Origin of the sequence: Chelativorans multitrophicus (genome assembly GCF_011317445.1) — a bacterium.
Taxonomy (GTDB): Bacteria; Pseudomonadota; Alphaproteobacteria; order Rhizobiales; family Rhizobiaceae; genus Chelativorans; species Chelativorans multitrophicus.
Genome location: NZ_JAAAPL010000006.1, coordinates 1 through 23,003, shown reverse-complemented (window position 1 = coordinate 23,003; position 23,003 = coordinate 1). Strand labels below are relative to the sequence as shown.

At 62.3% G+C, this 23,003-nt stretch carries 25 protein-coding genes; 13 read left to right on the top strand and 12 right to left on the bottom strand.

The genetic code is table 11. The annotated features are described in order from the left end of the window. The first annotated feature begins 262 nt into the window (after window positions 1-262). Window positions 263-1,528, top strand: coding sequence for an ROK family protein (locus GNP00_RS20460; RefSeq protein WP_041545612.1), 1,266 nt, complete (start codon window positions 263-265; stop codon window positions 1,526-1,528). Here the strand turns inward: GNP00_RS20460 and phoB are convergent. From phoB to GNP00_RS20430, 6 genes are all read right to left on the bottom strand, one after another. Next, the gene (gene phoB / locus GNP00_RS20455; RefSeq protein WP_011582429.1) at window positions 1,512-2,201 is read right to left on the bottom strand and encodes a phosphate regulon transcriptional regulator PhoB; all 690 of its coding nucleotides are present in this window, start codon (window positions 2,199-2,201) and stop codon (window positions 1,512-1,514) included. The genes GNP00_RS20460 and phoB overlap by 17 nt on opposite strands. Before the next feature lie 14 nt (window positions 2,202-2,215). Continuing rightward, window positions 2,216-2,920: a phosphate signaling complex protein PhoU gene (phoU, locus tag GNP00_RS20450; protein WP_011582430.1), complete on the bottom strand. Its 705-nt coding sequence runs from the start codon at window positions 2,918-2,920 to the stop codon at window positions 2,216-2,218. Window positions 2,921-2,952: 32 nt separating this feature from the next. After that, window positions 2,953-3,717, bottom strand: coding sequence for a phosphate ABC transporter ATP-binding protein PstB (gene pstB, locus GNP00_RS20445; protein ID WP_085953118.1), 765 nt, complete (start codon window positions 3,715-3,717; stop codon window positions 2,953-2,955). 107 nt (window positions 3,718-3,824) lie between these two features. Further along, entirely contained in the window at window positions 3,825-5,195 is a 1,371-nt protein-coding gene (gene pstA / locus GNP00_RS20440) for a phosphate ABC transporter permease PstA (RefSeq protein WP_011582432.1), read from the bottom strand. A 2-nt stretch (window positions 5,196-5,197) separates the two neighbouring features. Continuing rightward, a complete protein-coding gene (gene pstC, locus GNP00_RS20435) occupies window positions 5,198-6,574 on the bottom strand; it encodes a phosphate ABC transporter permease subunit PstC (protein ID WP_207621485.1) in 1,377 nt (458 codons plus the stop codon). A gap of 112 nt (window positions 6,575-6,686) precedes the next feature. Beyond that, window positions 6,687-7,727, bottom strand: a complete 1,041-nt coding sequence (locus GNP00_RS20430; RefSeq protein ID WP_011582434.1) for a substrate-binding domain-containing protein — start codon at window positions 7,725-7,727, stop codon at window positions 6,687-6,689. A gap of 383 nt (window positions 7,728-8,110) precedes the next feature. Between GNP00_RS20430 and GNP00_RS20425 the strand changes: the two genes are divergently transcribed. From GNP00_RS20425 to GNP00_RS20415, 3 genes are read left to right on the top strand one after another with little or no spacing between them, the layout of a single operon-like run. Next, complete coding sequence (locus GNP00_RS20425) at window positions 8,111-9,340, top strand: COG1470 family protein (RefSeq protein ID WP_011582435.1); 1,230 nt, start codon at window positions 8,111-8,113, stop codon at window positions 9,338-9,340. Continuing rightward, a complete protein-coding gene (locus tag GNP00_RS20420) occupies window positions 9,337-10,278 on the top strand; it encodes an ABC transporter ATP-binding protein (protein WP_011582436.1) in 942 nt (313 codons plus the stop codon). The genes GNP00_RS20425 and GNP00_RS20420 overlap by 4 nt, the downstream gene beginning before the upstream one ends. Next, complete coding sequence (locus GNP00_RS20415) at window positions 10,265-11,221, top strand: ABC transporter permease (protein ID WP_011582437.1); 957 nt, start codon at window positions 10,265-10,267, stop codon at window positions 11,219-11,221. Before GNP00_RS20420 ends, GNP00_RS20415 begins: the two co-directional genes overlap by 14 nt. 49 nt (window positions 11,222-11,270) lie before the next feature. On the opposite strand, the gene GNP00_RS20410 is transcribed toward GNP00_RS20415, so the two are convergent. The 4 genes from GNP00_RS20410 to GNP00_RS20395 form a co-directional block, all read right to left on the bottom strand. Next, the gene (locus GNP00_RS20410; RefSeq protein ID WP_011582438.1) at window positions 11,271-11,540 is read right to left on the bottom strand and encodes a PepSY domain-containing protein; all 270 of its coding nucleotides are present in this window, start codon (window positions 11,538-11,540) and stop codon (window positions 11,271-11,273) included. A 158-nt stretch (window positions 11,541-11,698) separates the two neighbouring features. Further along, window positions 11,699-11,845 (bottom strand): hypothetical protein, encoded by a 147-nt coding sequence (locus GNP00_RS20405; RefSeq protein ID WP_157038111.1) that lies wholly within the window; start codon window positions 11,843-11,845, stop codon window positions 11,699-11,701. A 129-nt stretch (window positions 11,846-11,974) separates the two neighbouring features. Then, window positions 11,975-12,169 (bottom strand): hypothetical protein, encoded by a 195-nt coding sequence (locus tag GNP00_RS20400; protein WP_157038225.1) that lies wholly within the window; start codon window positions 12,167-12,169, stop codon window positions 11,975-11,977. After that, entirely contained in the window at window positions 12,166-12,396 is a 231-nt protein-coding gene (locus GNP00_RS20395; protein ID WP_011582440.1) for a hypothetical protein, read from the bottom strand. Before GNP00_RS20395 ends, GNP00_RS20400 begins: the two co-directional genes overlap by 4 nt. A gap of 154 nt (window positions 12,397-12,550) precedes the next feature. Between GNP00_RS20395 and GNP00_RS20390 the strand changes: the two genes are divergently transcribed. After that, entirely contained in the window at window positions 12,551-12,802 is a 252-nt protein-coding gene (locus GNP00_RS20390; RefSeq protein ID WP_011582441.1) for a DUF982 domain-containing protein, read from the top strand. Between the two features lies 1 nt (window position 12,803). Here the strand turns inward: GNP00_RS20390 and GNP00_RS20385 are convergent, their stop codons facing one another. Beyond that, complete coding sequence (locus GNP00_RS20385; RefSeq protein WP_011582442.1) at window positions 12,804-13,781, bottom strand: aldo/keto reductase; 978 nt, start codon at window positions 13,779-13,781, stop codon at window positions 12,804-12,806. Window positions 13,782-14,002: 221 nt separating this feature from the next. Here GNP00_RS20385 and GNP00_RS20380 point away from each other — a divergent pair, with 221 nt between their 5' ends. From GNP00_RS20380 to GNP00_RS20345, 8 genes are all read left to right on the top strand, one after another. After that, window positions 14,003-15,073 carry a GntR family transcriptional regulator gene (locus GNP00_RS20380; RefSeq protein ID WP_011582443.1) on the top strand — a complete coding sequence of 357 codons (1,071 nt, stop codon included), beginning with the start codon at window positions 14,003-14,005 and terminating at the stop codon, window positions 15,071-15,073. A 5-nt stretch (window positions 15,074-15,078) separates the two neighbouring features. Then, window positions 15,079-16,605, top strand: a complete 1,527-nt coding sequence (locus GNP00_RS20375) for an ABC transporter substrate-binding protein (RefSeq protein ID WP_011582444.1) — start codon at window positions 15,079-15,081, stop codon at window positions 16,603-16,605. A 97-nt stretch (window positions 16,606-16,702) separates the two neighbouring features. Beyond that, window positions 16,703-17,683 (top strand): ABC transporter permease subunit, encoded by a 981-nt coding sequence (locus GNP00_RS23765; RefSeq protein WP_011582445.1) that lies wholly within the window; start codon window positions 16,703-16,705, stop codon window positions 17,681-17,683. 7 nt (window positions 17,684-17,690) lie between these two features. Continuing rightward, window positions 17,691-18,536, top strand: coding sequence for an ABC transporter permease (locus GNP00_RS20365; RefSeq protein ID WP_246259477.1), 846 nt, complete (start codon window positions 17,691-17,693; stop codon window positions 18,534-18,536). A gap of 32 nt (window positions 18,537-18,568) precedes the next feature. Beyond that, window positions 18,569-19,513 (top strand): succinylglutamate desuccinylase/aspartoacylase family protein, encoded by a 945-nt coding sequence (locus GNP00_RS20360; protein WP_011582447.1) that lies wholly within the window; start codon window positions 18,569-18,571, stop codon window positions 19,511-19,513. Window positions 19,514-19,549: 36 nt separating this feature from the next. Beyond that, window positions 19,550-20,527 carry an ABC transporter ATP-binding protein gene (locus tag GNP00_RS20355; protein WP_011582448.1) on the top strand — a complete coding sequence of 326 codons (978 nt, stop codon included), beginning with the start codon at window positions 19,550-19,552 and terminating at the stop codon, window positions 20,525-20,527. Continuing rightward, on the top strand, window positions 20,520-21,485 hold the full coding sequence (locus GNP00_RS20350; RefSeq protein ID WP_011582449.1) for an ABC transporter ATP-binding protein: 966 nt from the start codon (window positions 20,520-20,522) through the stop codon (window positions 21,483-21,485). The genes GNP00_RS20355 and GNP00_RS20350 overlap by 8 nt, the downstream gene beginning before the upstream one ends. Window positions 21,486-21,497: 12 nt before the next feature. Next, complete coding sequence (locus tag GNP00_RS20345) at window positions 21,498-22,733, top strand: metal-dependent hydrolase family protein (protein ID WP_011582450.1); 1,236 nt, start codon at window positions 21,498-21,500, stop codon at window positions 22,731-22,733. A gap of 85 nt (window positions 22,734-22,818) precedes the next feature. Here GNP00_RS20345 and GNP00_RS20340 read toward each other — a convergent pair. Next, on the bottom strand, window positions 22,819-23,003 hold a 185-nt coding region (locus tag GNP00_RS20340; RefSeq protein WP_166016257.1), incomplete at its 5' end, for a hypothetical protein.

The window sequence follows — 23,003 nt, the reverse complement described above, 5'->3', positions numbered from 1 at the left end:
CTTGCGCCGATCCCGCGGATTTGACATGTCACGTTTGTGCAAAACGGGATGTCTATCCAGATTCATCGGAGCCCGTCATTTCCGGCTCTCGCCATCCGGGACTGCATCCGAAACGACAATTCGGAGCAATCTCCGGCCGCAATGCCGGGAGGCTCATTTTTTCGAGCCTCGAAAAAAGGAATGACGCAGGTGCTCGCCCGTGTCAATATCGACTGAAGTGCAAAACTGGCGGCAAACGGCGCCGCCGGTCCAGGGAGGAAACGTGACCGCAGGCATCCGCCATGACGAGATGCGCAAGCGCAATCGCGCGCTGGTGATCGCCGCCGTAAGACAATCGGACCAGCCCTCGCGCACCGAAATCGCCAAGCTTACCGGCCTTAGTCATTCGACCATTTCCACCATCTCAGCCGGCCTTATCGCAGAAGGCACCATGCGGGAGGTGGAACAAGACGGCGACACAGCGCCAACTCGCCGCGGCCGCCCGCAGGTGGCACTCAGCCTCAATCCGGATGCCGCGTCCGTGGCTTGCCTCTACCTGTCATTCAACAGCCTTTCGGTGGTGCTTGCGGATTACCGTGGAGACGTAATCAATCAGCGGACGCATCGCCTCGATACGCTGGCGATGAGCCGCCAAGACTTGCTGGAAGCGACTATTGCCGCCCTGCAAGACCTTACCCGCGATCGGGGGGAGTTTCTCCGAATATCCTGCGCGGTACAGGGCATAACCGATTCAGCCGGCCGTGAACTTCTCTGGTCTCCGATCACGCCGCTGAGCCACCTGCCGGTGGGCGCCGCGCTGGAAGACGCCTTCGGCGTGCCGACGACGGTGCAGAACGACAGCAACATGATGGCGGAGGCACTGCGCTGGCTCAATCCCAAGCGCTACAGCGACAATTTCATAGCCATCCTGCTCTCCCACGGAATCGGGATGGGGCTGATGCTGAACGGAAAGATGTTTAGCGGGACCCGCTCTTCTGCCGGCGAATTCGGCCACATGATCCATAAGCCTGGCGGTGCGCTCTGCCGTTGCGGGCGCATGGGTTGCATCGAGGCCTATGCCGGGAATTATGCCATCTGGCGCCGGGCATCAGGAAGGAGCCCGGAGGAAAGGCCGGTGGCGGATATCGAGGCGGGCGAGATGGAGAAGCTGGCTCAACGCGCCCGGTGCGAAGAAGGACCTGCACGCCAGGCCTTCCGGGAGGCGGGACGTGCTATCGGTTTCGGTCTCGGCAATCTGTTTGCCTTGATCGATCCGGCGCCCGTGGCAATCATCGGCCAGGGGACGGCTGCTTTTGACATATTGGAGCCGGAAATCCGCAGCGCACTCGCCGAAACGGCGGGCGGCCAGCACGCGGAGGCGATTTCTTTCGAGACGATGCCGAGGGCGCGCCCTCTCATATTGCATGGCGCGGCGATGACGGCGCTGACGGACCTGGACCGGCACGTTTTTGCCGGAGGCCCAGGGGTTCGCTCGGATGAACCGGCAAAGGGCCGCAGGAAGATGGCCCTCGTCAGTTCTCCCGGATAGCGTATCCAGCCCCACGGATGGTGCGAATGACATCCGGCATGCGGCCCTGGTTAACGGCCTTGCGCAGGCGGCCCACATGGACGTCGACCGTGCGCTCGTCGATATAGATCGTCTCGCCCCAGACATTGTCGAGGAGCTGGCTGCGCGAAAAGACGCGGCCCGGATGCTGCATCATGAATTCGAGCAGGCGGAACTCCGTGGGGCCAAGATGGATCTCGTTCTTGCGCCGATAAACGCGATGCGCTTCGCGGTCGAGCACGATATCGCCCACCTTGAGCACCGTTGAAAGCACTTCCGGCTTTGCCCGCCGCAAAAGCGCCCGGACGCGGGCGATGAATTCTGGCGTGGAGAAGGGCTTTACCAGATAATCGTCGGCGCCGGTGGAAAGGCCGCGCACGCGGTCGCTCTCCTCGCCGCGGGCGGTCAGCATGATGATGGGCAGTCGCTCGGTCTCAGGCCGCATTTTAAGGCGCCGGCAGAGCTCGATTCCTGAAATCGCGGGTACCATCCAGTCGAGGACGAGCAGGTCCGGCACGTTTTCCTGCAGCCGCACCTCAGCCTCGTCACCGCGCGTGACCACTTCGACCTGATAGCCCTCGGCTTCAAGATTGTAGCGAAGCAGCACGCAAAGCGGCTCGTCGTCCTCCACGACCATGATTTTCGGTGCGATCATTCACAAGCCCCCGCTCAGGAATTGACCGTCATCTGGGTTTCATCCTGCTTCGGCCGCTGAACGGGAAGCTGGAGCCCGGTGAGCACATAATAGGCGTTTTCGGCGATGTTGGTGACGTGATCGCCGATGCGCTCCAGGTTCTTTGCGCAGAAGAGAAGATGCGTGCAGGCGGTGATGTTGCGCGGATCTTCCATCATATAGGTGAGAAGCTCGCGGAAAACCGACGTATACTGCACGTCGATCTTCTCGTCCTCGTCGCGCAGCTTCGTGAGGGCTTCCGTCTGCCGGTTCACATAGTGCTCGACCACCGCCTTCACCTGTTCGAGCACCATGCCCGCCATGGTTTCGATTGGGTGGGTGAGACCATGGGGAGTGCCGGCCCCGCCGACTGCGCCGACCCGCTTGGCGATGTTTTTCGCCAGGTCGCCGATACGTTCGAGATCGGCGGCCATGCGGATGGCGCCGACGACGGCACGCAGGTCCTGCGCCATGGGCTGGCGCTTGGCGATGAGGGTGATGGCGCTCTCGTCCAGCTCGCGCTGCTTGGCGTCCATGACGGCGTCGTCCGAGATCACCCGCTGCGCCAGCGCGTTGTCGGCATAGAGAAGCGCGCGCGTGGCAGCCTGGGTCATCGCGCCAGCGAGATCGCCCATGTCCCGGATGAGGCGGTCGAGATGCTCCAGATCCTGGTCGAAAGAGGTGACGGTGTGCTGGCCCATGAAGCCGTTCCTTTTGATAGATTGTGCCCCGATCAACCGAACCGGCCGGTGATGTAATCTTGTGTGCGCTTTTCTTCTGGATTGGTGAACATCTTGTCGGTCGGCCCCTCCTCGACGAGATAGCCAAGATGGAACATGGCCGTGCGCTGAGAAACGCGGGCGGCCTGCTGCATCGAGTGGGTCACGATGACAATCGTGTAATTCTCACGCAATTCATCGATCAGCTCCTCCACCTTGGCGGTGGCGATGGGATCGAGCGCCGAACAGGGCTCGTCCATGAGGATGACCTCGGGCGAGACCGCGATGGCCCGGGCGATGCAAAGGCGCTGCTGCTGCCCGCCGGAAAGGCCGGTCCCCGGCTCGTGCAGGCGATCTTTCACCTCGTTCCAGAGGCCCGCCTTCTGAAGGCTGGTTTCGACGATGCGGTCGAGATCGCCCTTGGCGCTCGCCAGGCCATGGATGCGCGGGCCATAGGCGACGTTCTCGTAAATCGATTTCGGGAACGGGTTGGGCTTCTGGAAGACCATGCCGATCCTGGCGCGCAGCTCCACCACATCGATGGAGCCGTCATAGATATCGGCGCCGTCGAGTTCGATCCTGCCGGTTACCTTGCTGCCCTCGATCGTGTCATTCATGCGGTTGAAGCAGCGCAGGAAGGTGGATTTGCCGCAGCCCGATGGCCCGATGAAGGCGGTCACCGCGCGCTCGGGAACATCGATGGAAACGTCGAACAATGCCTGTTTGGAGCCGTAGAAGACGTTCACCTCCCGCGCCTTGACACGGATCGGGCGGGGCATCGCGTCGGGCGTCCGCACGGTCGAGGACTTAATGGAATAGAGATCCGTCTGTCCGACGATCTTCTCGGTCGGCATATGCATCTCCATCACCTCCGCATGTTCGTTGTTCATGTGCGTCGCTCCAATCTTGTCCGCAGATAGATCGCCAACGCGTTAAGCGTGATCATGAGGCCGAGCAGCACGATGATCGCGGCGGACGTACGCGCTTCGAAGAAATTGCGGTTCTCATTGCCCTGCCAGAGATAGATCTGCACCGGCAGCGCGGTGGACTGGTCCAGAGGAGTCGCCGGCACGGCCGCCACGAAGGCGTTCATGCCGATGAGGAGCAGCGGCGCCGTCTCGCCGAGCGCTTGGGCGACGCCGATGATGGTGGCCGTCAGGATGCCGGGATAGGTGACCGGCAGCACGTGATGAAAAACCGTCTGCATGCGCGATGCGCCAAGCCCCAGGGCGGCTTGCCGCAGCGAGGGCGGGACGGCCCTCAGTGCCGAACGGGTGGCGATGATGATCGTGGGCAAGGTCATCAGCGTAAGCACCAGCCCGCCCACCAGCGGGGCCGAAAGCGGCAGGCGGAAGTAGTTGATGAAGACGGCGGCACCCAAAAGGCCGAAGACGATGGAGGGCACGGCGGCGAGGTTGTTGATGTTCACCTCGATCAGGTCCGTGAACCGGTTTTTCGGCGCGAACTCTTCCAGATAGACCGCGCTTCCCACGCCGAGCGGCACCGCCAGCACGATCACCACCAGCATCATGTAAAGGGAGCCCATGAAGGCACCGGCCAGGCCGGCGCTCGCGGGTGCCGAGCGCGAATCCACATTCGTGAAGATCTGCGTGGCGAATGCGAAGCGGATCGTGCCATTCTCGAGCAGGCGGTCCGCCAGCGCGCGAGCCGGCGCGGAAAGCTGCTGCTGACTGTCTGGCAGGCTGCGGTCGATATTGCCCTTCAGCCAGTTGTCCACATTGGCCGAGGCGAGGAGGTCCACCTTGACGGTTTGCCCCAGCAGGGCGGGGTTCTCCACGAAGCGGTCGCGCAGGACGAAGCGTTCGCTGGTCTCGACGATCGAGAGCGCCTGGCGGGTGTCCACCTCCATATCCGGAGCCGCCTGGCGGATGGCGGCCTCCAGGATGCGGTTCCAGTTGACCAGGGTCACCTGCCGCTCCCAGTCGAGCCGGGCCTTCTGATAATCCGCCGGTGACTGGCCGGGCTGCGGTTCCGGCCTGGGATCGACCTCAATGACGGCGGGATCGAAGAAGACATCCAGCGTCAGCGAGGCCTGGGTGAAGGCCGGAATGCCCTTGGCGAGGATCATGCTGAAGAGAATGAGCACCGCGCCGAGAGCGGCGCAGATGGCGGCGATCCCATAGGCACGGAACCGGCGCTCGCGGGCATGGCGGCGCGTAAGGCCGCTGCGGATGGTCTTCAGCGTATCGCCGGGCGCGTCCGAAGCCGTCTGCGTCTGGGAAAGGATCTCGGCCATGACTATTCGTACTGCTCCCGGTAGCGGCGAACGATAAAGAGCGCCACGACGTTAAGGATGAGGGTCATCAGGAAGAGCGTCAATCCGAGTGCGAAGGCGACGAGCGATTGCGGCGAGGCGAAGTCGGTGTCGCCCGTGAGCTGGTTCACGATCGTCACGGTCACCGTCGAGACGGGCTCGCCCGGATTGAGCCGCAAATAGGGGCTGTTGCCGGCGGCAAGCACCACGATCATCGTTTCGCCGATGGCACGGCTGACCGCCAGCAGGAAGGCGCCGACAATGCCGGGAAGGGCTGCCGGCAGGATCACGCGACGGATCGTTTCCGACTGGGTGGCGCCCAGGCCGAGCGAACCGTCGCGCATGGCACGCGGCACTTGGCGGATGATGTCGTCGGACAGGGAGGAAATGAATGGGATGATCATGATCCCCATCACGATGCCCGCCGTGAGCGCGCTGGTGGCGCGGATGTCGAGCCCGACCAAGTCGCCGATGCCCGCGAGGAACGGCCCCACGGTCACCAGCGCGAAGAAGCCGTAGACGATCGTGGGAATGCCTGCCAGTACCTCGACGACCGGCTTCACGGCGTTGCGGATGTTGGGCCGCGCATATTGCGTGAGATAAACCGCTGTCATCAGGCCGATCGGCAGCGACACGAGCATGGCAATGCTGGCAATCATCACCGTGCCCCACAGGAGCGGGAGAAGCCCATATTCCCCCGTGCCCGCACCCACCGTCGAGAAACGGGGGTTCCAGACCGTGCCGAAGAAGAAATCGATGGGGCTGACGAAGGTGAAGAAGCGGAGCGCCTCGGTCAGCAGCGAGGCGACGATGCCGATCGTGGTGAGGATCGCCACGACCGAGCAGGCGATCAGGAGATATCGGACGACGCGCTCCACTTCGTCCCTGGCGCGCAGCCGCGGCGCGATCCGGCGGCGGGCAAGATAAAGTCCGAGGGCGCCCGTCCCCGCCGCCGCCGCCACAACGAGGGCGAAGGCGAGGTTCCGGAATTCGCGCAGCGCCTGACCGGCGGCGCTCTCATAGGGTGCCGGCTCGCCGACAACGCCGAAACCGGTCGCGATCTGCTCGATCCGGCTGAGTGCCTGCGCAAGCTCGGAACCGCCCATCGCCCGAACGTCGGAAGGAAGCTGCGCCATGACAAAGGCGCGCGAGGCCGCGTCGCTGAAAAAGGCCCACAGGCCGAGGATGAGAAGGGCGGGAACAAGCGCCCAGATGGCGACGCGCGCGCCGTGATAATTCGGCCGAGAATGAAGCCGTCCGCCGGCGGGAGCGACCTGCCTGCTCCGCGACCAGCCGACCTGATAGGCAAAGCCGATAAGGATGAGCAGGAGCGTGGCGACGATAAGACTGTTCACGTTCAAAGCCCTCGAGGCTCAGTAGCCGCCCGCGCGGCACGGATGAACAAAGGAACGCGATGCTACCCGAAACCGTCAAGTGGGGAGCCTTGAGAGACTCCCCACTATTTTATGTGTCCTACTGGACGTCGGCGGCGGTCAGAGCCTTGCGCTCCTTGAAGGCGTCCACAACTTCCGCGGTCTTTTCCTCGGGCTGCGGGATCATGCCGGCGCCCTCGAGCGTGCCGCCCGCACCGGCCATCTGGTCGGACATGAAGAACTCGACATACTCTTCGATGCCCGGAACCTGGCCGATATGCTCGCCCTTCACATAGAAATACAGCGGGCGGGAGACCGGGTATTCACCGGAAGCGATCGTCTCGAGCGACGGGGTCACGCCCGACATGGTGGCGACCTTCAGCGTATCGCGGTTCTGGTCGTAGAAGCTCAGGCCGAACACGCCGACCGTGTCCGGGTTACTCTGCAGGCGGGCCAGCGTCTCGGTGTAGTCGCCGGCGATCTCCACGACCACGTCCTGACGGATGGCGGTGCAGGCGGCCTCCATGGCCTCCTCTTCCATCTCCGGCAGTTCGGCCGCTTCGCAGCCCGCGTGCAGCACCTTCTCCTCGAACACTTCGCGCGTGCCGTGGTTGGACGCCGGGATGGCGACGGCGATCGGCTGATCTGGCAGCGAAGAGTCGATCTCGCTCCAGCTCTTGTACGGATTGTCGACCATCTCGCCTTCCACCGGGACCTTGGCGGCTACTGCCTTGAAGACGTGAACCGGCTCAAGCGCGAAATCGCCCTTGTCGGCGCTGGTCGCGAAGACAATGCCGTCGAAACCGATCTGGATTTCCAGGATCTGGTTCACGCCGGCCTGGTTGCAGGCCTCGATTTCCGAAGCGCGGATGCGGCGCGAAGAATTGGCGATGTCGATCGTGTTCTCACCCACGCCCTGGCAGAACTGACGCAGGCCGCCGCTCGAGCCGCCGGAGCCGACGACCGGCGTCTTGAACTCCGGAAACGCGTTGCCGAACTCTTCGGCCACGATGCTGGCGAAGGGAAGAACAGTCGAGGACCCAGCGATCTGGATCGTATCGCGCGACTGCGCGGCGGCGAAGCCGAGCGACGCGGCAAGGGCGGAGGACGCCACAGCTGCCGCAAGGAAATACTTATTCATTTGGCTACTCCTGTCCGGAATTCGGTGTTGACGCCCTGTCGCGTCGGGAGAGGCCTTAACGCCCCTGTGTAACAGTTCGATGACAGTTTAATGTCGGTCCGATAAAGAGCGACAGTCCCCTGGATCTGCAAGCAGGGCGCATCGCACCCGCGATGGTGCAACGGAGACTCTTCCCTTTTGGGGAATGTTCCACATAGGCCGTCCGCTGCCGGGAGCAGGGCCTGAATGCCCTCACCTCGTGGCGGCAGAAGCAGAAGGATTACAAAGATGTAACCCTTTTGCCCCAGTCTCGCCACAGTTGCGGCAATTCTTTTCCCTGCCTATATCAAATCTACGGCCGTTCCGGCCGGATACGCATTGATCGCAAAGCAGGGAGGGCAACCATGGTTCCTGCGCATGCTTTTTTTGCGCGCAAGACTCTCACCAAAACCCTAAGTGCAACTGTCGTTCTGGCTGGCCTGCTCACGGCCTCGCCGCAATCAGCTCAAGCCCAGTCTATATCGACGGCGCCATCCGCCGCCGAGCAACAGATTGAGGGCCTGTGGCTTACCACCCCTTATCCGGACTTCTTCGCTCAAAGTGGCGAGGAGGTGGATATCGGACTCACGCTCGCCAACAAGGGAATGCCGCCCCAACGGGTGGAATTCAGCGTCTCCGGTTTGCCTGATGGATGGCAATGGGAGATCGACGGCGGCGGAAAGCGGGTTGGCGCCGCCATCGCCGCATCCGACCAGACGGTAGATCTTTCATTGAAGCTCACGCCCGCTGAGGGCGCGGCGGACGAGACCTATCAGTTCACCATCACCGGCCGCACCGGCGATCAGACGCTGGAGCTGCCGATTTCCCTTACCCTGGCGGAGACGGAGCCCGCGCAGCTGACGCTCGAACCGGAACTGCCGGCCCTTCGCGGGACGGTTCGGTCCTCCTTTGATTACCAGGTGGCAATCACCAATGACGGCCAGGAAGACACCGTCGTCAATCTTGTCTCGGAGGCGCCGGCCGGATTTCAGGTAACCTTCAAGGAGCGTTACGGCTCTCAGGAACTCACCAGCCTTCCGCTGAAGGCGGGCGAAAAGAAGGATCTCTCGGTTTCCGTGAAGGCTCCTGAAAATGCGCAAGCGGGTCAATACCCGGTCAGGGTTGGCGCAGCTGGCGGCGACGCGTCTGCCGAGACCCAGCTTGTTTTGGACATCACGGGTCAGCCTGAGCTTTCGCTCGCCGGTCCGGGCGGCCGGCTATCGGGCGATGCAACGGCCGGCGAGCAGCGCAGCTTCAACTTCACTGTCGAGAACAGCGGCACTGCGCCCGCGCGCGCCGTCAAGTTCTCCGCAAGCCCGCCCTCCGGCTGGAACGTGGAGTTCAGTCCTGAGGAAATCGCCGAAATACCGGCGGGCGAGACAGCTGAAGTGGCCGTGAACATGACGCCCTCCGACCAGGCGATCGCCGGCGACTATGTGGTCTCCGTACGTGCCAACGGCGATGGCGCGTCAGACAGCGCCAGCTTCCGCGTCACCGTGCGCACCTCCACGATCTGGGGCGTGACAGGGCTCGGCGTCATCGCCGCCGCGGTTGTCGTTCTTGGATTTGCGGTCACACGGTATGGCAGGCGATGAATACGGTCATAGAGACGAGCAACCTCGTCAAGCGCTATCGATCCCTCGCAGCCGTGGACGGGCTTGACCTGACGGTCGAGCGAGGTGAGGTATTCGGCCTGCTCGGGCCCAATGGCTCGGGTAAAACGACGACCATCCTTCTCCTCCTCGGCCTCACGGAGCCGACATCAGGAACCGTCCGCGTGCTAGGCCTCGATCCGCTGCGCAATCCGCTGCAGGTCAAGCGCCGCGTGGGCTATCTGCCGGATCAGATCGGCTTTTACGACAATCTGACGGCGCGCGAGAACCTGCTTTACACCGCGCGCCTGACGGGTCTTTCCGCCGCCGAGGCAAATACGCGCATCACGGAAGCACTTGAACGCGTGCGGCTCACCCATGCCGAGGATCGGCGCGTGGGAACCTTCTCTCGCGGCATGCGCCAACGCCTCGGCCTGGCCGAGGTGCTGATCAAGCGGGCGGAAATCGCCATACTCGACGAGCCGACCTCCGGGCTCGATCCGCAATCCACCCAGGAGCTCCTTGAGCTGATCGTGGAGCTTGCGAGGGAGGGCATCACCATTGTGCTCTCCTCGCATTTGCTGACCATGGTGCAGACCATCTGCAACCGCGTTGCGCTCTTCAATCGCGGCCGGATCGGGCTTATGGGGCGGGTTTCGGATCTGACGAGTGATGTCCTCGGCGGGACCCATGTGGTCGAAGTGGAGGCCGAGGGCGTGGATCTCAGGACCGCACTTAACGGCGCGCCGCACATCACGGGTGTGACGGAGCAGCGGCAAGGCCTCTGGCGTGTGGATGCCGACGCCGACGCTCGGCCCGATATCGCCCGCCGCGTGGTCGAGGCCGGCGGCGCGCTGCGGACCATGTCCATCCGCCAGACGACGCTGGACGAGGTCTATGTCAGGTACTTCGAGGAGGAGAGGATTCATGCCGCAGCGTGAAGGCTCACCCTTTACCGGGCTTGCGACGGTCGCCCTGAAGGAGGCGGCCGACCATATGACGAGTGCGCGCATCCACCTGGTGATGCTGCTGGTGCTGCTCACCGCCTTCGGTTCGGTCTATGCCGCCATCGGCCAGATCTCCCAGACCGTGAGCGAGGACCAGTTCCTGTTCCTGCGCCTGTTCACCACGGCGCGGGAGCCGCTGCCCTCCTTCGTTGCCTTTCTGGGATTCCTGTTGCCGCTGGTCGCTATCGCGCTCGGCTTCGATGCCATCAATGGTGAATATAACCGGCGCACCATGTCGCGCATCCTCTCGCAGCCCATTTACCGGGATGCACTGCTGACAGGCAAATTCCTGGGCTGTCTGCTGGTGATTGCCTTGTGTCTCCTGGTGCTCTGGCTTTTGGTGACCGGAATGGGCATCCTGCTTTTGGGACTGCCGCCCAGCGGGGAGGAAATCCTGCGCGGCCTCGCCTTCCTGCTTGCCTCCTTCGTTTATGCGGGGGTGTGGCTTGCGGTGGCGATGGTGTTTTCCACCATCTTCCGATCACCGGCGACCTCGGCCCTGGCCACCCTCACGGTTTGGCTGCTCTTCACTGTCTTCTGGCCGATGCTGTCACCGCTGATTGCAGGTGCGGTCGTGCCGGTTGATCCGTTCGACCCGATGACGGCGGTGCATCAGGTCGAGCTGCAACGGGCCGTCGCCCGCATTTCACCCAACACGCTTTTCGGGGAAATGACGTTGGCGATCCTCAATCCCGAAACGCGGTCGCTGGGCATCGTGTTCGCCAACCAGCTCAGTCAGGCGGTGATTGGAGCTCCGCTGCCGATCTCGCAAAGCCTGATGCTCATCTGGCCGCAGCTTGCCTGCATGATCGCAGCGCTGGTGGTGCTGTTCACTGGAGCTTATGTCTCCTTTCAGCGGCAGGAGATCAGGGCGTAACCCGCCCTGATCCTTTCCTGCAGGGCTTGCACGTAATGATCGCGCCTCTTTAGAGCGGGTCTCCCGTGACGGGATTGATCCTCATTTCAACCTTGGCCTTGTCCTTGGTGTAATAGATGATCTGGTAGTAACCCTCGTCATCCCAATCGAGTTCGTCCAGGTAACGAAAGTCGGCGCGATCCTCGATCTTGGCAATGATGGCCGAGGCTTTCATGGCTGTTTCCGGCGGCACTGCGCTCTCGTTGGTCGTCTGCGCAAGGAGTGGCGTAGAGGCAAATAAGGCGGCCAGAAAAGGCGCAAGGAAGCTTCTGTTATTCATGTAAAATGTCCTCTCAATACTATGCCGACGCTTTTCAACTTGAAAAAGCGGGAAGAGGTTCCGCCCGGCGGCTGCCGGGCGGAATTGCTGACGCGGTTCTTGGGAGGTACTAATGCGTAAAAGATCCGGCAGACTGGATCAGCGGCCGCCGCCGATATCTAATCGACGGCGTGGAAATCTACTGCCTGCCCCCAGCTGACCTGTGATTGGCTCACCCGCTTGCTAAGCGAGGGGTCGAGAGCCATCGACAGAACGCCACCAAGACAGACAGCGAAGACAACGGTAAGAAACAGGCGTACGAGCATCGGATCATCCCCCTGGAAGATCTCACGCTATCTGTGATCGCCCGAACTGTGACTGAATGCGGTGTTCATCCGCAATTCAAACATCTTACCTGCGCGTAAATTGTTGTGTGTTTCGCGCTTGAAAAGCGTTCAAGGACCGCCGGCAAGCGCGCCAATCACAACCATTGTGAGATCGTCGAGGTCAATTTCGCCATCGACGGAAAGCCTTGTCTTTCCCGGCGAAACCTTCAGCGCGCCCGGCCTTATATCGGCCTGGCGCTTCAATTCGTCGATGATCGCCTGTTTGACCTTTTCTTCCAGGGGAGAGGCTCCCCCGGGATTCATATCGCCGGCACCCATTTCCAGAACACGCCTTCCATCCGTTCAGTGTAATATTCGAATTCGCATTCGAACCGCCGGCCATAGGCTTTGGCCGCTTCGGCGGCGGCCTCGCTGATCGGGTTCATGCCAGTGCCTGGAGCGAACCATTCCTCAAGAAGATCGCTCGGCACATACGCACCAATCCGCAGCGGAAGCTTCGCAAGCACGATGTCCATCTCCTCCGGCGGCATAACACCCTCCAAAATCTTCAACAGGAACCGGCGCAAGGCCGGATCGTTCCAACCGGCAGATAGTCGGACCGGCCGCGAGCAAATTCAAGTTGAAAGAAACTGCAACTTTTGCACGCCAAAAGCGTTATAGTCGGCCTTAGGGAGAGGACCGCCAATGAACGAGGAACAATCCGTCCAGTCGTGTTTCGAAACTCCCGTCCGCGTCGCCGCCCGTCCAGGAAAAGTCAGAGAGATTGCAAGCCCGCAGCAAGCCTTTGACTTTCTGCGGACCTGCCCGGTGCAGGAAGGGCCGATTTACGAGAGTGCGCTGGAAGCCTGTTTCACCGCGACTTACGACGATACGGCCGTCGAAGACGCCTGGCGCGGCCTGAAGGCCTTCGCCAAGGCTCACGGCTTCCTCGCATGAGCTAGGTGTGTCCGGCGACGCGCTTCGGCTGGTAGTGCGCTTCGAGCAAAGCAACGTCCTCATCGCTCAGCTCTACATCCAAAGCGGCAATGGCATCGTCGAACTGTTCCAACCGTGAAATGCCCACGATCGGCGCGGTGATGCCGGGCCGCGAGGCAACCCAGGCATAAGCGACTTGCGCCATTGGCCGCCCTTGGCGCGTGGCAACTTCGCGCACGGCGGCAATCACTTTTGCATCCTGTTCCTCGGTCGATCCATAGAGCTTTACCTGTGTGCGGTCCGTTTGAGCGCGTAACGTGGCTTCATCGCCGCTGCGGCCGGCCAGGCGGCCGCGCGCCAGCGGGCTCCAGGGAATCACGCCGATCCCTTCGCTGCGGCAAAGCGGCAGCATCTCCCGCTCCTCCTCGCGGTAGATGAGGTTGTAATGAGGCTGCATTGAAACGAAGGGCGCCCAGCCGTGCTGGCGCTGCAGGCCAAGCGCCTTCATGAACTGCCAGGCGAACATGGACGACGCCCCAAGATAGCGCACCTTGCCGGCCCGCACGAGGTCGTTGAGCGCGTCGAGCGTTTCTTCAAGCGGTGTTTCGTAATCGAAGCGATGCAGCTGATAAAGATCGATATAGTCGGTGCCAAGGCGTTTCAGGCTCGCGTCGACCGCTTCGAATATATGCTTCCGGCTCAGGCCCCGGTCGTTTGGATCGTCGCTCATCGCATTGTAGAGTTTGGTGGCAATCACGAGCTGGTGCCTCGCCCGAAGCCGCTTCAGCACCCGGCCGGTCACCACCTCGCTCTCCCCCAGCGAATACACGTCGGCGAGATCGAAGAAATTGATGCCCAGATCCAGCGCGCGCTCGATGATCGGCGTCGCGGCCTGCTCGTCCAGAACCCATGAAGCCCATTTGGCCGAACCGAAGGTCATACAGCCCAAGGACAGGCGAGAAACCTTCAGACCCGAACGGCCGAGATTGACATATTCCATCAATACACCTTTTCCAAACTGACCTGCTTCGCCCGCACATTTATTGCAGAAGCTGGCGGCCGGCGGCAACGCTCCACATTAGCCTTTTTGCTAAATGCGCCGGAACAATACCGATAAATATTTGATATTATATCGTTTTCTTCCTGATATAAAAATATTCCTGATCCGTTGCACTGACCAAAAAACGTGATACGGTCTAGTGTACCAAGGGATTAGAACACATGTTCCCGGTAGACGCTTCAACCATAGACAAGTCTCTGCCCGTACCTGTGGGTACGCAGCTTTATGGGTTGCTGAGCTACTATCTCTCCCATTCCGACATACCCTACGGCACCAAACTGCAGTCGGTGCGCCAGCTTGCGGCCGAGCTGGGTATTGCCCCGATGACGGTCAGCCAGGTGTACCAGCAACTGCGCGATGCCGGCTTGATCGAGATGAGGCGCGGAAAAGGCGCCTATTCGGCGCGTGATCCGCACAAGAAGCTGGGCGATGAGGCCGCGATGGCCAATCTGCGCGAGGAAATCGGCAAGGTTTTGGACAAGGCCGACCGGTTGGGAATATCCCCTTCCGTCCTCGCCACCATGATCACCGCTCAGGCGCAACTGAGAAAACCGCGCGGCGGCCTCACGATCATGTTCGTGGGCATTTTCGAGGCTGCCACGCGCGACTATGTCGCCGAAATACGCCCGGTACTTGAACCGGGAGACCAGATCCATCTGGTCACGCTCGATCAACTCACGGTCTCGGCCGAGGCGCAAGCGGCGGTGCGCCGCGCGGATGTCGTCCTCACATTCGTGCACCGGGAGGTGGAGTTACGCAAGATCGTGCCAGAAGCCAACATCCTGGCGATCCGCTTCATTCCTTCCACGCATACCCGCCAGGCGTTGGCAGGGCTTCCTCCGCGGGCGCGTGTCGCCGCAATTACCTATTTCAAAGATTACATCGCGATCATGAAGCCCAGCGTACGCGAATTTGCGCCGCACGTGTCGGACGTTACCGTGGCTTGGGCTGCCGCGCCGGACCTCCCCGAGCTTCTGAATCGCTGCGATGCCGTGATCTATGCGACGGGGGCCGATGATGTGCGGCGGCTCGCACGCCCGGGTATTCCCTGTTTCGAATTTCGCCATGCGCCTGATCCCGATGCGCTGGAAAATCTGCTGGTGCCCTATTTGGCGCAACTGCGGCGCGCCAAGATCGCCAGCGCGGACGCTGGAAAAAACGGGGCTTCAGAACCTTCAGAAATGCACCGCCGCAGGAACCGCCGCGAACCGGCGCTTCTGTCCAGAGGGTAATAACGATGAAAAAACTGCTGCTCTCCACAACCGCACTTTTGTTTGCCCTGGCGATCGGGCCTGCCTTCGCCCAGGAGACCATCGTGGTCGGCACCGATGTCGACGCGGGCACTCTCGACTCGCGCCTGACGCGGGACACGACGGCTTATCGTGTCGCCGACCTCATATATTCCGGCCTGGTCCACATCACTCCGCAGCTCGAAGTCGTTCCCGACCTTGCCGAAAGCTGGGAGACGCCGGACCCGCAAACCTTCATCTTCAAATTGCGCGACGGGCTTAAATTCTCCGACGGCACGCCGCTTACCGCCGACGACGTGGTCTATACTTACACGACGCTGCTCAATCCCGATTTCAACGCGCCGATGCGCACCCTCTACACACCCATCCAATCGGTGGAGAAGGTCGACGACCTGACGGTGAAATTCAGCCTCGACGCGCCTTATGCGCCGCTGCTTTCCTATCTCGACCTTGGAATCGTGCCGCAGGAACTGGCGGAAGGCGGCCATGATATCGCCACCCAGCCGGTGGGCGCGGGCCCGATGAAGCTTACATCCTGGAACCGCGGTGCGGAAATCGCGCTCGAGGCAAACCCCGAATATTGGGGTGGCGCTCCGCAAATCGAGAAAGTCACGCTTAAGATCATCCCGGACAACTCTGCCCGCGCGCAGGCCTTCGAGGCGGGAGATCTCGACGTGATCCAATCGCCGCTCTCGCCACAGGACATATCGCGTCTTGCCGGGGACGATCGCTTCGGCAATGCGATCATGCCGGGCCTCGGTGTCACCTACATCAATTTCAACACCAAGGACCCGCTGCTTTCGGACCCGAAGATGCGGCAGGCCTTCTCCATGCTGGTGGACCAGCAGACGATCGTCAGCGACATCTATCAGGACGTGGACAAGGTTGCATCGTCCGTGCTCCTGCCCTCTTCTTGGGCCTATTCGCCCGATATCAAGCAGCCGACCTTCAATATCGAAGGCGCCGTGGCCCTTTTCAATGAGCTCGGCTGGACCGACAGCAACGGCGACGGCATCCTGGACAAGGATGGCAACAAACTGACGGTCACCCTCGCCACGCATAGCGAGGACCCGAACCGCGTTCAGACGATCGAGTTTCTGCAGACCATGTTCAGCCAGGCCGGCGTGGATGCCAAAACGCAGATCACGGACTGGCCGAGCTTTTCGACAAACTATGTGCAGAAATCCCAGCACCAGATCGCCCTGCTGGGATGGCTGAACATCGTCGACCCCGACAGGCTGCTCTTCTCTCAGCTTACGACCGGCGGCTCCACCAATTGGGGCGGCTACTCCAATCCGAAGGTCGATGAGCTCCTGCAAAAGGGCCGCTCCTCGCTCGATCAGCAGGAGCGCGCGGCAGCCTACCAGGAAGCGGCGAAAATCCTCGCCGAAGAGCTTCCCTACTTCATCGTGTCGTATCAGGGTTACCAGCTCTTCTACGACAAGGAGCTTCCGACCGAGGTGACAGCGACGCCGCGCGGCTATCTCCGCGGGCTTATCGGGATGGAAAATTGATGCCGGGTGCCGGCCGCTCCCATCCTGCGGCCGGCAGTCCGCCCGGACCTGATTCCCACCAGGAAAACTCTCGCAGACACAGACAAGACCCGACGCCGTGATCGCCTATCTCATACGACGCCTGTTGCTTTTCATTCCCATGGCCATGGGAATGGTCGTCGTGACTTTCGGGCTGCTCCTGATCATCCCCGGGGATCCGGCCTCGGTCCTTCTCGGGCAGGAGGCTTCGCCCGAAGCGATAGAGCGGCTGCGGGATTCGCTCGGCCTCAACGATCCTTGGTATGTGCGGCTTTGGGATTATTTCGCCAGCCTTCTTTCCGGCGACCTCGGCACATCGATCTTTCAGAACCAGCCGGTCGCAACGATCATCCTCGGCCGCCTCGGTGCCACCATAGAACTTGCGATCGCTGCCCTTGTGATCGCCACGGTGCTGGGGCTCGCCATGGGCGTGGTCTCGGCCATGCGGCAAGGCTCGATCATCGACACGATCACCATGATCTTCGCCCAGCTCGGGGTCTCCATGCCGGTCTACTGGCTGAGCCTCCTGTTGATGCTCGCCTTCGCCGTGCAGCTCGGCTGGCTTCCCGCGATCGGGCGCGGAATGCCTCTGCCCGAAGCTTTCTGGGCAGCCATCACCGGCAGGCCGCAGGCTCTGATTGAATCGCTAAGCCACCTCCTTTTGCCGGCGCTTGCGCTTTCAGCGACCCCTGCAGCCATCATCTCACGGCTCACCCGCACATCCATGCTGGAGATGCTGCGCGAGGATTTCGTACGCACCGCCTATGCCAAGGGATTGCGGCGGCCGCGTGTGATCATTCGCCATGTGCTGCGCAACGCGCTTCTGCCGGTTCTTTCCGTTATCGGCCTGCGTTTCGGGATGCTTTTAGGCGGCGCCGTGCTGACGGAATCGATCTTTGCCTGGCCGGGACTCGGGCAACTCACGATCACCGCCATCTCGCAGCGCGACCTGCCGCTGATCCAGGGCATCGTGCTCACCTTTGCGCTGATCTTCGCGCTCGTGAACCTGCTCGTCGACCTGCTCTATGCGGCCGTCGACCCGCGTGTGAGGCTCGGCTGACATGCGAATGCCGAAGCCGCTTCGAAATCCGTCTTTCGTCATCGGCGCCGCGATAACGCTCTTCATCGTCGGCTGCGCCGTGCTTGCGCCCCATGTCGCCCCTTACGGGGTGGAGCAGATGGACATGCGCAACCGGTTTGCCGGGCCGAGTCTGGAACACCTCCTGGGTACCGACAATTTCGGCCGCGATCTCTGGAGCCGGATGGTTTTCGGCGCACGCATCTCGCTGATGATCGCTTTGATCTCGGTCGGCGGAGCAGCCCTTATCGGAACGGTGGTGGGGCTCGTTTCCGGCTATTTCGGCGGCTGGGTGGATCTGGTGCTAGGGCGTATCACGGACATCTTTCTCGGCTTCCCGGCGATCATCCTGGCGCTTGCGATTGTCGCCGTGCTGGGGCCTGGAATTGTGAATGTCTCGCTGGCGCTGATCGTCGTCTTCTGGACTGAGTATGCCAGGGTTGTGAGGGGCGCGACCCTCGTGCTCCGCGAGCAAAACTATGTGCAGGCGGCACGGGCGTTGGGGGCCGGTCCCCTACGCATCATCTTCCGCGAGATCCTGCCCAACGCGCTCGGGCCGATCATCGTGCTCGCCTCGCTCGGGCTGGGGACTGCTATTATCGCGGAGTCTGCCCTTTCCTTCCTCGGCTTCGGCTTGCCGCCGCCGGCGCCGACCTGGGGATGGACGCTCTCCTACGGCACGCGCTTCATGCGTGACGAACCGTGGCTCGCCATCGTCTCGGGCGCAGCGATCATGATCACCGTTCTGGGTTTCAACCTGCTGGGCGACGGCCTGCGCGACCTGCTGGATCCGCGCCAGCTTTCGCGCGGCCGAGGCGAGCGGCGAAAAGCCTGAATTTCAACCATCCATTTTACGAGGAAGCAAAGATGGTCAAATCGACAAGGATCCTGCGGCCAAGATTCACGACCCACGCGGACGGCTCCGACGCAGTGCTCGTCATGCACGAGCTCATAGGCGAAACGGACGGGCCGACAATCGGCCTTTCGGCGGCGATCCACGGCAACGAGAACACTGGCGCGCAGGCGATGCTCGATATCTACCGAGCCATCAAGGACATGCCGCTGAAGGGCCGTATCCTAATGTTGCCGGTGGCCAATGCGCGGGCCATGGCGGTCAATCACCGTTTCACGCCGATAGATGAGCTGAACCTCAACCGCGAGTTCCCCGGCAACCGCAACGGCAACTATACCCAGCAGCTTGCTGCCGCTATCACCTCGGAATTCCTGGAGAAGATCGATGTTCATATCGATCTCCATGCGGGTACGGATCGGCCCACGGTCGACTATGTCTATATCTGGAACGACGAAGCGCTGTCGCGCGCCTTCGGCTCCAAGATCCTGTACCGCCCGGCGCCCGACAAGGACGGAACCGTGTTTACCGGCACGACAAAAGCCGTGACAATCGACAAGCGGAACATTCCGGCCGTGGTGGTCGAGCTCGGCGGCGGCATCGTCGACCAGACCCCTTACGTAGAGCGCACGGTGAACGGCGTGCTCAACATGCTCCGCCATCTCGGCGCGATCCCCGGCGATGTGAAGCCCGCGCCGAAACAGGTGGTGGTGGACGAGATCGCCGGCATCCGGCCGACACAGGGAGGCTGGCTGGAACCGCTCTGCCCGCCGCTTGGCGAGGCGATCGGGAAGGGCCAGCTTCTCGGCCGGGTGGTGAGCCCCTACACCTTCGAGACGCTGGAAGAGATCCCCAATCCGTTCGAGCGTGGCATCATGATCCTGTCGCACCTGTCACGAAACCTCGTGGAGAGCGGCGATTACGGCTTCATGGTGGGCAATCTCGCGCGAGCGACGGACTGAGCGTTCGGAAAGGCGATGATGACGACGCCCGCCACCATGCTTGCGGATAAAAAGCCGGTCCTTGCGGTGGAGGACCTGGAGATCCGTATTCGCGGTGAGCACGGATCGTTCTCTGTCGTCGCGGATATGAGCCTGGCCGTGGCGGCGGGCGAAACGCTCTGCATCGTGGGGGAATCCGGCTGCGGCAAGTCGATGACCGCGCTCGCCCTCCTCCGCCTCCTGCCGGAGGCGGCGGAGATCGCAGGCGGCCGCGTGGAAATCAACGGCCGAGACGTCCTCAAGCTCGGCGCCCATGAGGTGGAGGATCTGCGCGGCGAGGAGATTGCCATGATCTTCCAGGAGCCGCTGACCGCCCTCAACCCCGTGATGACGATCGGGCTCCAGATCGCCGAAGCTGTGCGCCAGCACCGAAAGGTAAGCGCATCGGCCGCGATGGCGCAGGCAGTCGAAACATTGAAGCTCGTGCAGATGCCAGACCCCGAGAGGCGCGCCCGGCAATATCCGCACGAGCTTTCCGGCGGCATGCGACAGCGCGCGATGATCGCGCTCGCGCTCGCCTGCGATCCAAAGATCATCGTCGCGGACGAGCCCACGACCGCGCTCGACGTGACAATCCAGGCACAGATTCTCGGCTTGATAGCTGACCTGCAAAAGCGTCTCGGCTCGGCGCAAATCCTGATCACCCATGACCTTGGCGTCGTTGCCGAGGTGGCGGACCGGGTGATCGTGATGTATGCGGGCCGAAAGGTCGAAGAGGCGTCTGTGTACGACCTCTTCGACCACCCTATTCATCCCTATACGAAGGGACTCATGGGCGCCATCCCGCGCGGACGCGCCTCCGAAAGGCTGGCGGACATCCCCGGCACGGTCCCGCCCATGTGGGACCTCCCCAAGGGCTGCGCTTTCGCGCCACGCTGCCCCGGCGCCTCGGCCAGGTGTCTGGAGGAGCGACCGCTTTTCGAGGAGAAGCGGCCCGGCCATTTCGCGGCCTGCTGGGAGCATGACGATGTCTGACGCCCTTCTTGAAGTCGAAGGCCTGACGGTCCACTTCCCCATTCGCAAGGGCGTTCTGCAGCGGCAGGTGGGGACGGTGCGAGCCGTCGACGGTATCGATTTCAGCCTGAAGCGCCGCGAGACGCTGAGCCTTGTCGGCGAATCCGGATGCGGAAAGTCGACCACCGGACTGGCGCTTATGGGGCTTGTCAAAGCCACGGCTGGCACGGTGACTTTCGCGGGCGAGCGCATCGCGGGCTTGCGCGGGTCGGCGCTGCGCGCATTCCGCCGTCGTGTGCAGATCGTCTTCCAGGACCCGTTTTCCTCGCTCAATCCCCGCCAGCGCGTGCGCGATATCATTCGCGCGCCTCTCGACATCCACCGCGTCGGCACGGCGCGCGAGCGGCAAAAGCGCGTGGCCGAACTCATGGAGCGCGTGGGTCTCAGGCCGGACCAGGCGGACAATTTTCCGCACCAGTTCTCCGGCGGCCAGCGGCAGAGGATCGGGATCGCCCGCGCGCTGGCTTTAAAGCCGGAGATCATCATCTGCGACGAGCCAGTCTCGGCGCTCGACGTCTCGGTCCAGGCGCAAATCCTCAATCTGCTGGCGGATCTACAGCGCGATCTCGGTGTTTCCTATCTCTTCATCTCCCATGATCTGGGCGTGGTGGAGCATATATCTCGCCGCGTGGCCGTGATGTATCTGGGCAAGATCGTGGAGATTGCGGATCGCGATGCGCTCTTCGCCAGGCCCACGCATCCCTATACCGAGCTTCTGATGAAGTCGGCGCCGTCGCTCGACCCTCGCCGGCGCCATGTCTTCAGCGCAAGCAGCGATGTCGTGCCAAGCGCGACGCAGAAGCCATCGGGTTGTCCGTTTCATCCCCGCTGCCATCTCGCGACGGAAGAGTGTAAAGCCGCCGACCCGGCATTGACACCGAGGGATGATGGGCGGCTGGTAGCGTGCCACCATCGTTGAACGGAGGTTCTGATGACCAGCTTTCTTTTCACCAATGGCAGGGTGCTTGACCCCGAGGCTGGTGTGACGAGGGGCGGCCTTGATGTGCTCGTGGAAGAAGGCCGCATCAGAAATGTGGGCGAGCGCCTCGATGCGCCCTCGGGCGCGCGGCGCATCGACCTTGCCGGCCGCACGCTCATGCCGGGCCTGATCGACTGCCATGTGCACGTGGTGGCGGAAACGCTGGACCTTTGGGCCAACATAATCGCGCCCACCTCACTCTCTGCCTTGCGCTCGGCGCGCGTCATGGAAGAGGCGCTGCAGCGAGGTTTCACCACCCTGCGGGATCTCGGCGGGGCGGATATCGGGTTGGTGCGCGGCGTGGAGGAAGGTCTGATAAAGGGTCCGCGCCTCATTATCTGCGGGAAAGGGCTCACCACGACGGGCGGGCATGCGGACCTCAGGCAGCGAACGGACAACCGGCCGGGCATGATGTCGGACCGTCTGGGCTCCATGGGCTATGTGGTGGACGGCGTCGACGCCTGCCGGCTGGCCGCGCGGGAGATGATCAAGGGCGGGGCGCGCTTCATCAAGATCATGGCTAATGGCGGCGTCTCTTCTCCCAACGACCCCATCGAATCCATCCAGTTCTCGCGCGAGGAGATTGCCGCCATCGTGGAGGAGGCCGAGAACGCGAACATCTATGTCTCGGCCCATCTTTATACAGATCGCGCAATCCGCCGCGCCGTGGAGCTCGGCGTTCACTCGCTGGAGCACTGCAACCTGATCGAACCGGAAACCGCCCGAATGGCGGCCGAAAAGGGCTGCATCGCCGTGCCGACGCTGGTGGCTTACGAGGCGCTGCATCTGGAAGGCAAGCGCTTCGGCTTCGGCGAGACGGAGTTCTCCAAGATCGACGTGGTGCGCAACGGGGGCCTGAAGTCGCTTAAGATCATGCGAGACGCCGGCCTCAAAATGGCCTTCGGCTCCGACCTGCTCGGCGAATTGCGGAAATATCACTGCATGGAATTCGAGCTTCTGGCGAAGGTGCTCACACCCGTGGAGATCATCCGCTCGGCCACCGTGATCGGCGCGGAGCTTTGCGGTTATGCCGGCAGCCTCGGCGTGATCGCGCCGGATGCACTGGCCGACCTGATCGTGGTCGACGGTGATCCGCTGGAGGACATCGCCCTTCTGCAGGACGATGGCGCGCATATCCCGCTGGTCATGCGCGACGGCGTCGTCCTGAAGGACCGGCTCGAAAGCTGAAGACATCCTGAGCAGAAGAGCTTCTTGCCTCATTCCACAGGACCGTCCAACACCCGACTGAGTAGCATCCGCCGCCAAGCCCCCGTCACTGATCGATGGTGACCTTGAAGGAGACCTCGCCCTGGTCGCCGGGGAGCATGGTTCCGGTGCAGTCCCAGCGCAGGATGCCCCGATAGCCGGCGGTTCCGCCGGCCGGCGGCACGGCGGGGGCGCAGTCGAGGCTCGCCGGGTCCTGCACCACCGTCATCGGCGCGGAAAGGGTGGTGTAGC

What these genes read in the sequence shown, in the direction of transcription:
- phoB (WP_011582429.1), bottom strand. Translation starts at nt 2,201, where the DNA reads ATGATCGCACCGAAAATCATGGTCGTGGAGGACGACGAGCCGCTTTGC.
- phoU (WP_011582430.1), bottom strand. Translation starts at nt 2,920, where the DNA reads ATGGGCCAGCACACCGTCACCTCTTTCGACCAGGATCTGGAGCATCTC.
- pstB (WP_085953118.1), bottom strand. Translation starts at nt 3,717, where the DNA reads ATGCCCCGCCCGATCCGTGTCAAGGCGCGGGAGGTGAACGTCTTCTAC.
- pstA (WP_011582432.1), bottom strand. Translation starts at nt 5,195, where the DNA reads ATGGCCGAGATCCTTTCCCAGACGCAGACGGCTTCGGACGCGCCCGGC.
- GNP00_RS20430 (WP_011582434.1), bottom strand. Translation starts at nt 7,727, where the DNA reads ATGAATAAGTATTTCCTTGCGGCAGCTGTGGCGTCCTCCGCCCTTGCC.
- GNP00_RS20425 (WP_011582435.1), top strand. Translation starts at nt 8,111, where the DNA reads ATGGTTCCTGCGCATGCTTTTTTTGCGCGCAAGACTCTCACCAAAACC.
- GNP00_RS20420 (WP_011582436.1), top strand. Translation starts at nt 9,337, where the DNA reads ATGAATACGGTCATAGAGACGAGCAACCTCGTCAAGCGCTATCGATCC.
- GNP00_RS20415 (WP_011582437.1), top strand. Translation starts at nt 10,265, where the DNA reads ATGCCGCAGCGTGAAGGCTCACCCTTTACCGGGCTTGCGACGGTCGCC.
- GNP00_RS20410 (WP_011582438.1), bottom strand. Translation starts at nt 11,540, where the DNA reads ATGAATAACAGAAGCTTCCTTGCGCCTTTTCTGGCCGCCTTATTTGCC.
- GNP00_RS20405 (WP_157038111.1), bottom strand. Translation starts at nt 11,845, where the DNA reads ATGCTCGTACGCCTGTTTCTTACCGTTGTCTTCGCTGTCTGTCTTGGT.
- GNP00_RS20400 (WP_157038225.1), bottom strand. Translation starts at nt 12,169, where the DNA reads ATGAATCCCGGGGGAGCCTCTCCCCTGGAAGAAAAGGTCAAACAGGCG.
- GNP00_RS20395 (WP_011582440.1), bottom strand. Translation starts at nt 12,396, where the DNA reads ATGCCGCCGGAGGAGATGGACATCGTGCTTGCGAAGCTTCCGCTGCGG.
- GNP00_RS20390 (WP_011582441.1), top strand. Translation starts at nt 12,551, where the DNA reads ATGAACGAGGAACAATCCGTCCAGTCGTGTTTCGAAACTCCCGTCCGC.
- GNP00_RS20385 (WP_011582442.1), bottom strand. Translation starts at nt 13,781, where the DNA reads ATGGAATATGTCAATCTCGGCCGTTCGGGTCTGAAGGTTTCTCGCCTG.
- GNP00_RS20380 (WP_011582443.1), top strand. Translation starts at nt 14,003, where the DNA reads ATGTTCCCGGTAGACGCTTCAACCATAGACAAGTCTCTGCCCGTACCT.
- GNP00_RS20375 (WP_011582444.1), top strand. Translation starts at nt 15,079, where the DNA reads ATGAAAAAACTGCTGCTCTCCACAACCGCACTTTTGTTTGCCCTGGCG.
- GNP00_RS20365 (WP_246259477.1), top strand. Translation starts at nt 17,691, where the DNA reads ATGCCGAAGCCGCTTCGAAATCCGTCTTTCGTCATCGGCGCCGCGATA.
- GNP00_RS20360 (WP_011582447.1), top strand. Translation starts at nt 18,569, where the DNA reads ATGGTCAAATCGACAAGGATCCTGCGGCCAAGATTCACGACCCACGCG.
- GNP00_RS20355 (WP_011582448.1), top strand. Translation starts at nt 19,550, where the DNA reads ATGCTTGCGGATAAAAAGCCGGTCCTTGCGGTGGAGGACCTGGAGATC.
- GNP00_RS20350 (WP_011582449.1), top strand. Translation starts at nt 20,520, where the DNA reads ATGTCTGACGCCCTTCTTGAAGTCGAAGGCCTGACGGTCCACTTCCCC.
- GNP00_RS20345 (WP_011582450.1), top strand. Translation starts at nt 21,498, where the DNA reads ATGACCAGCTTTCTTTTCACCAATGGCAGGGTGCTTGACCCCGAGGCT.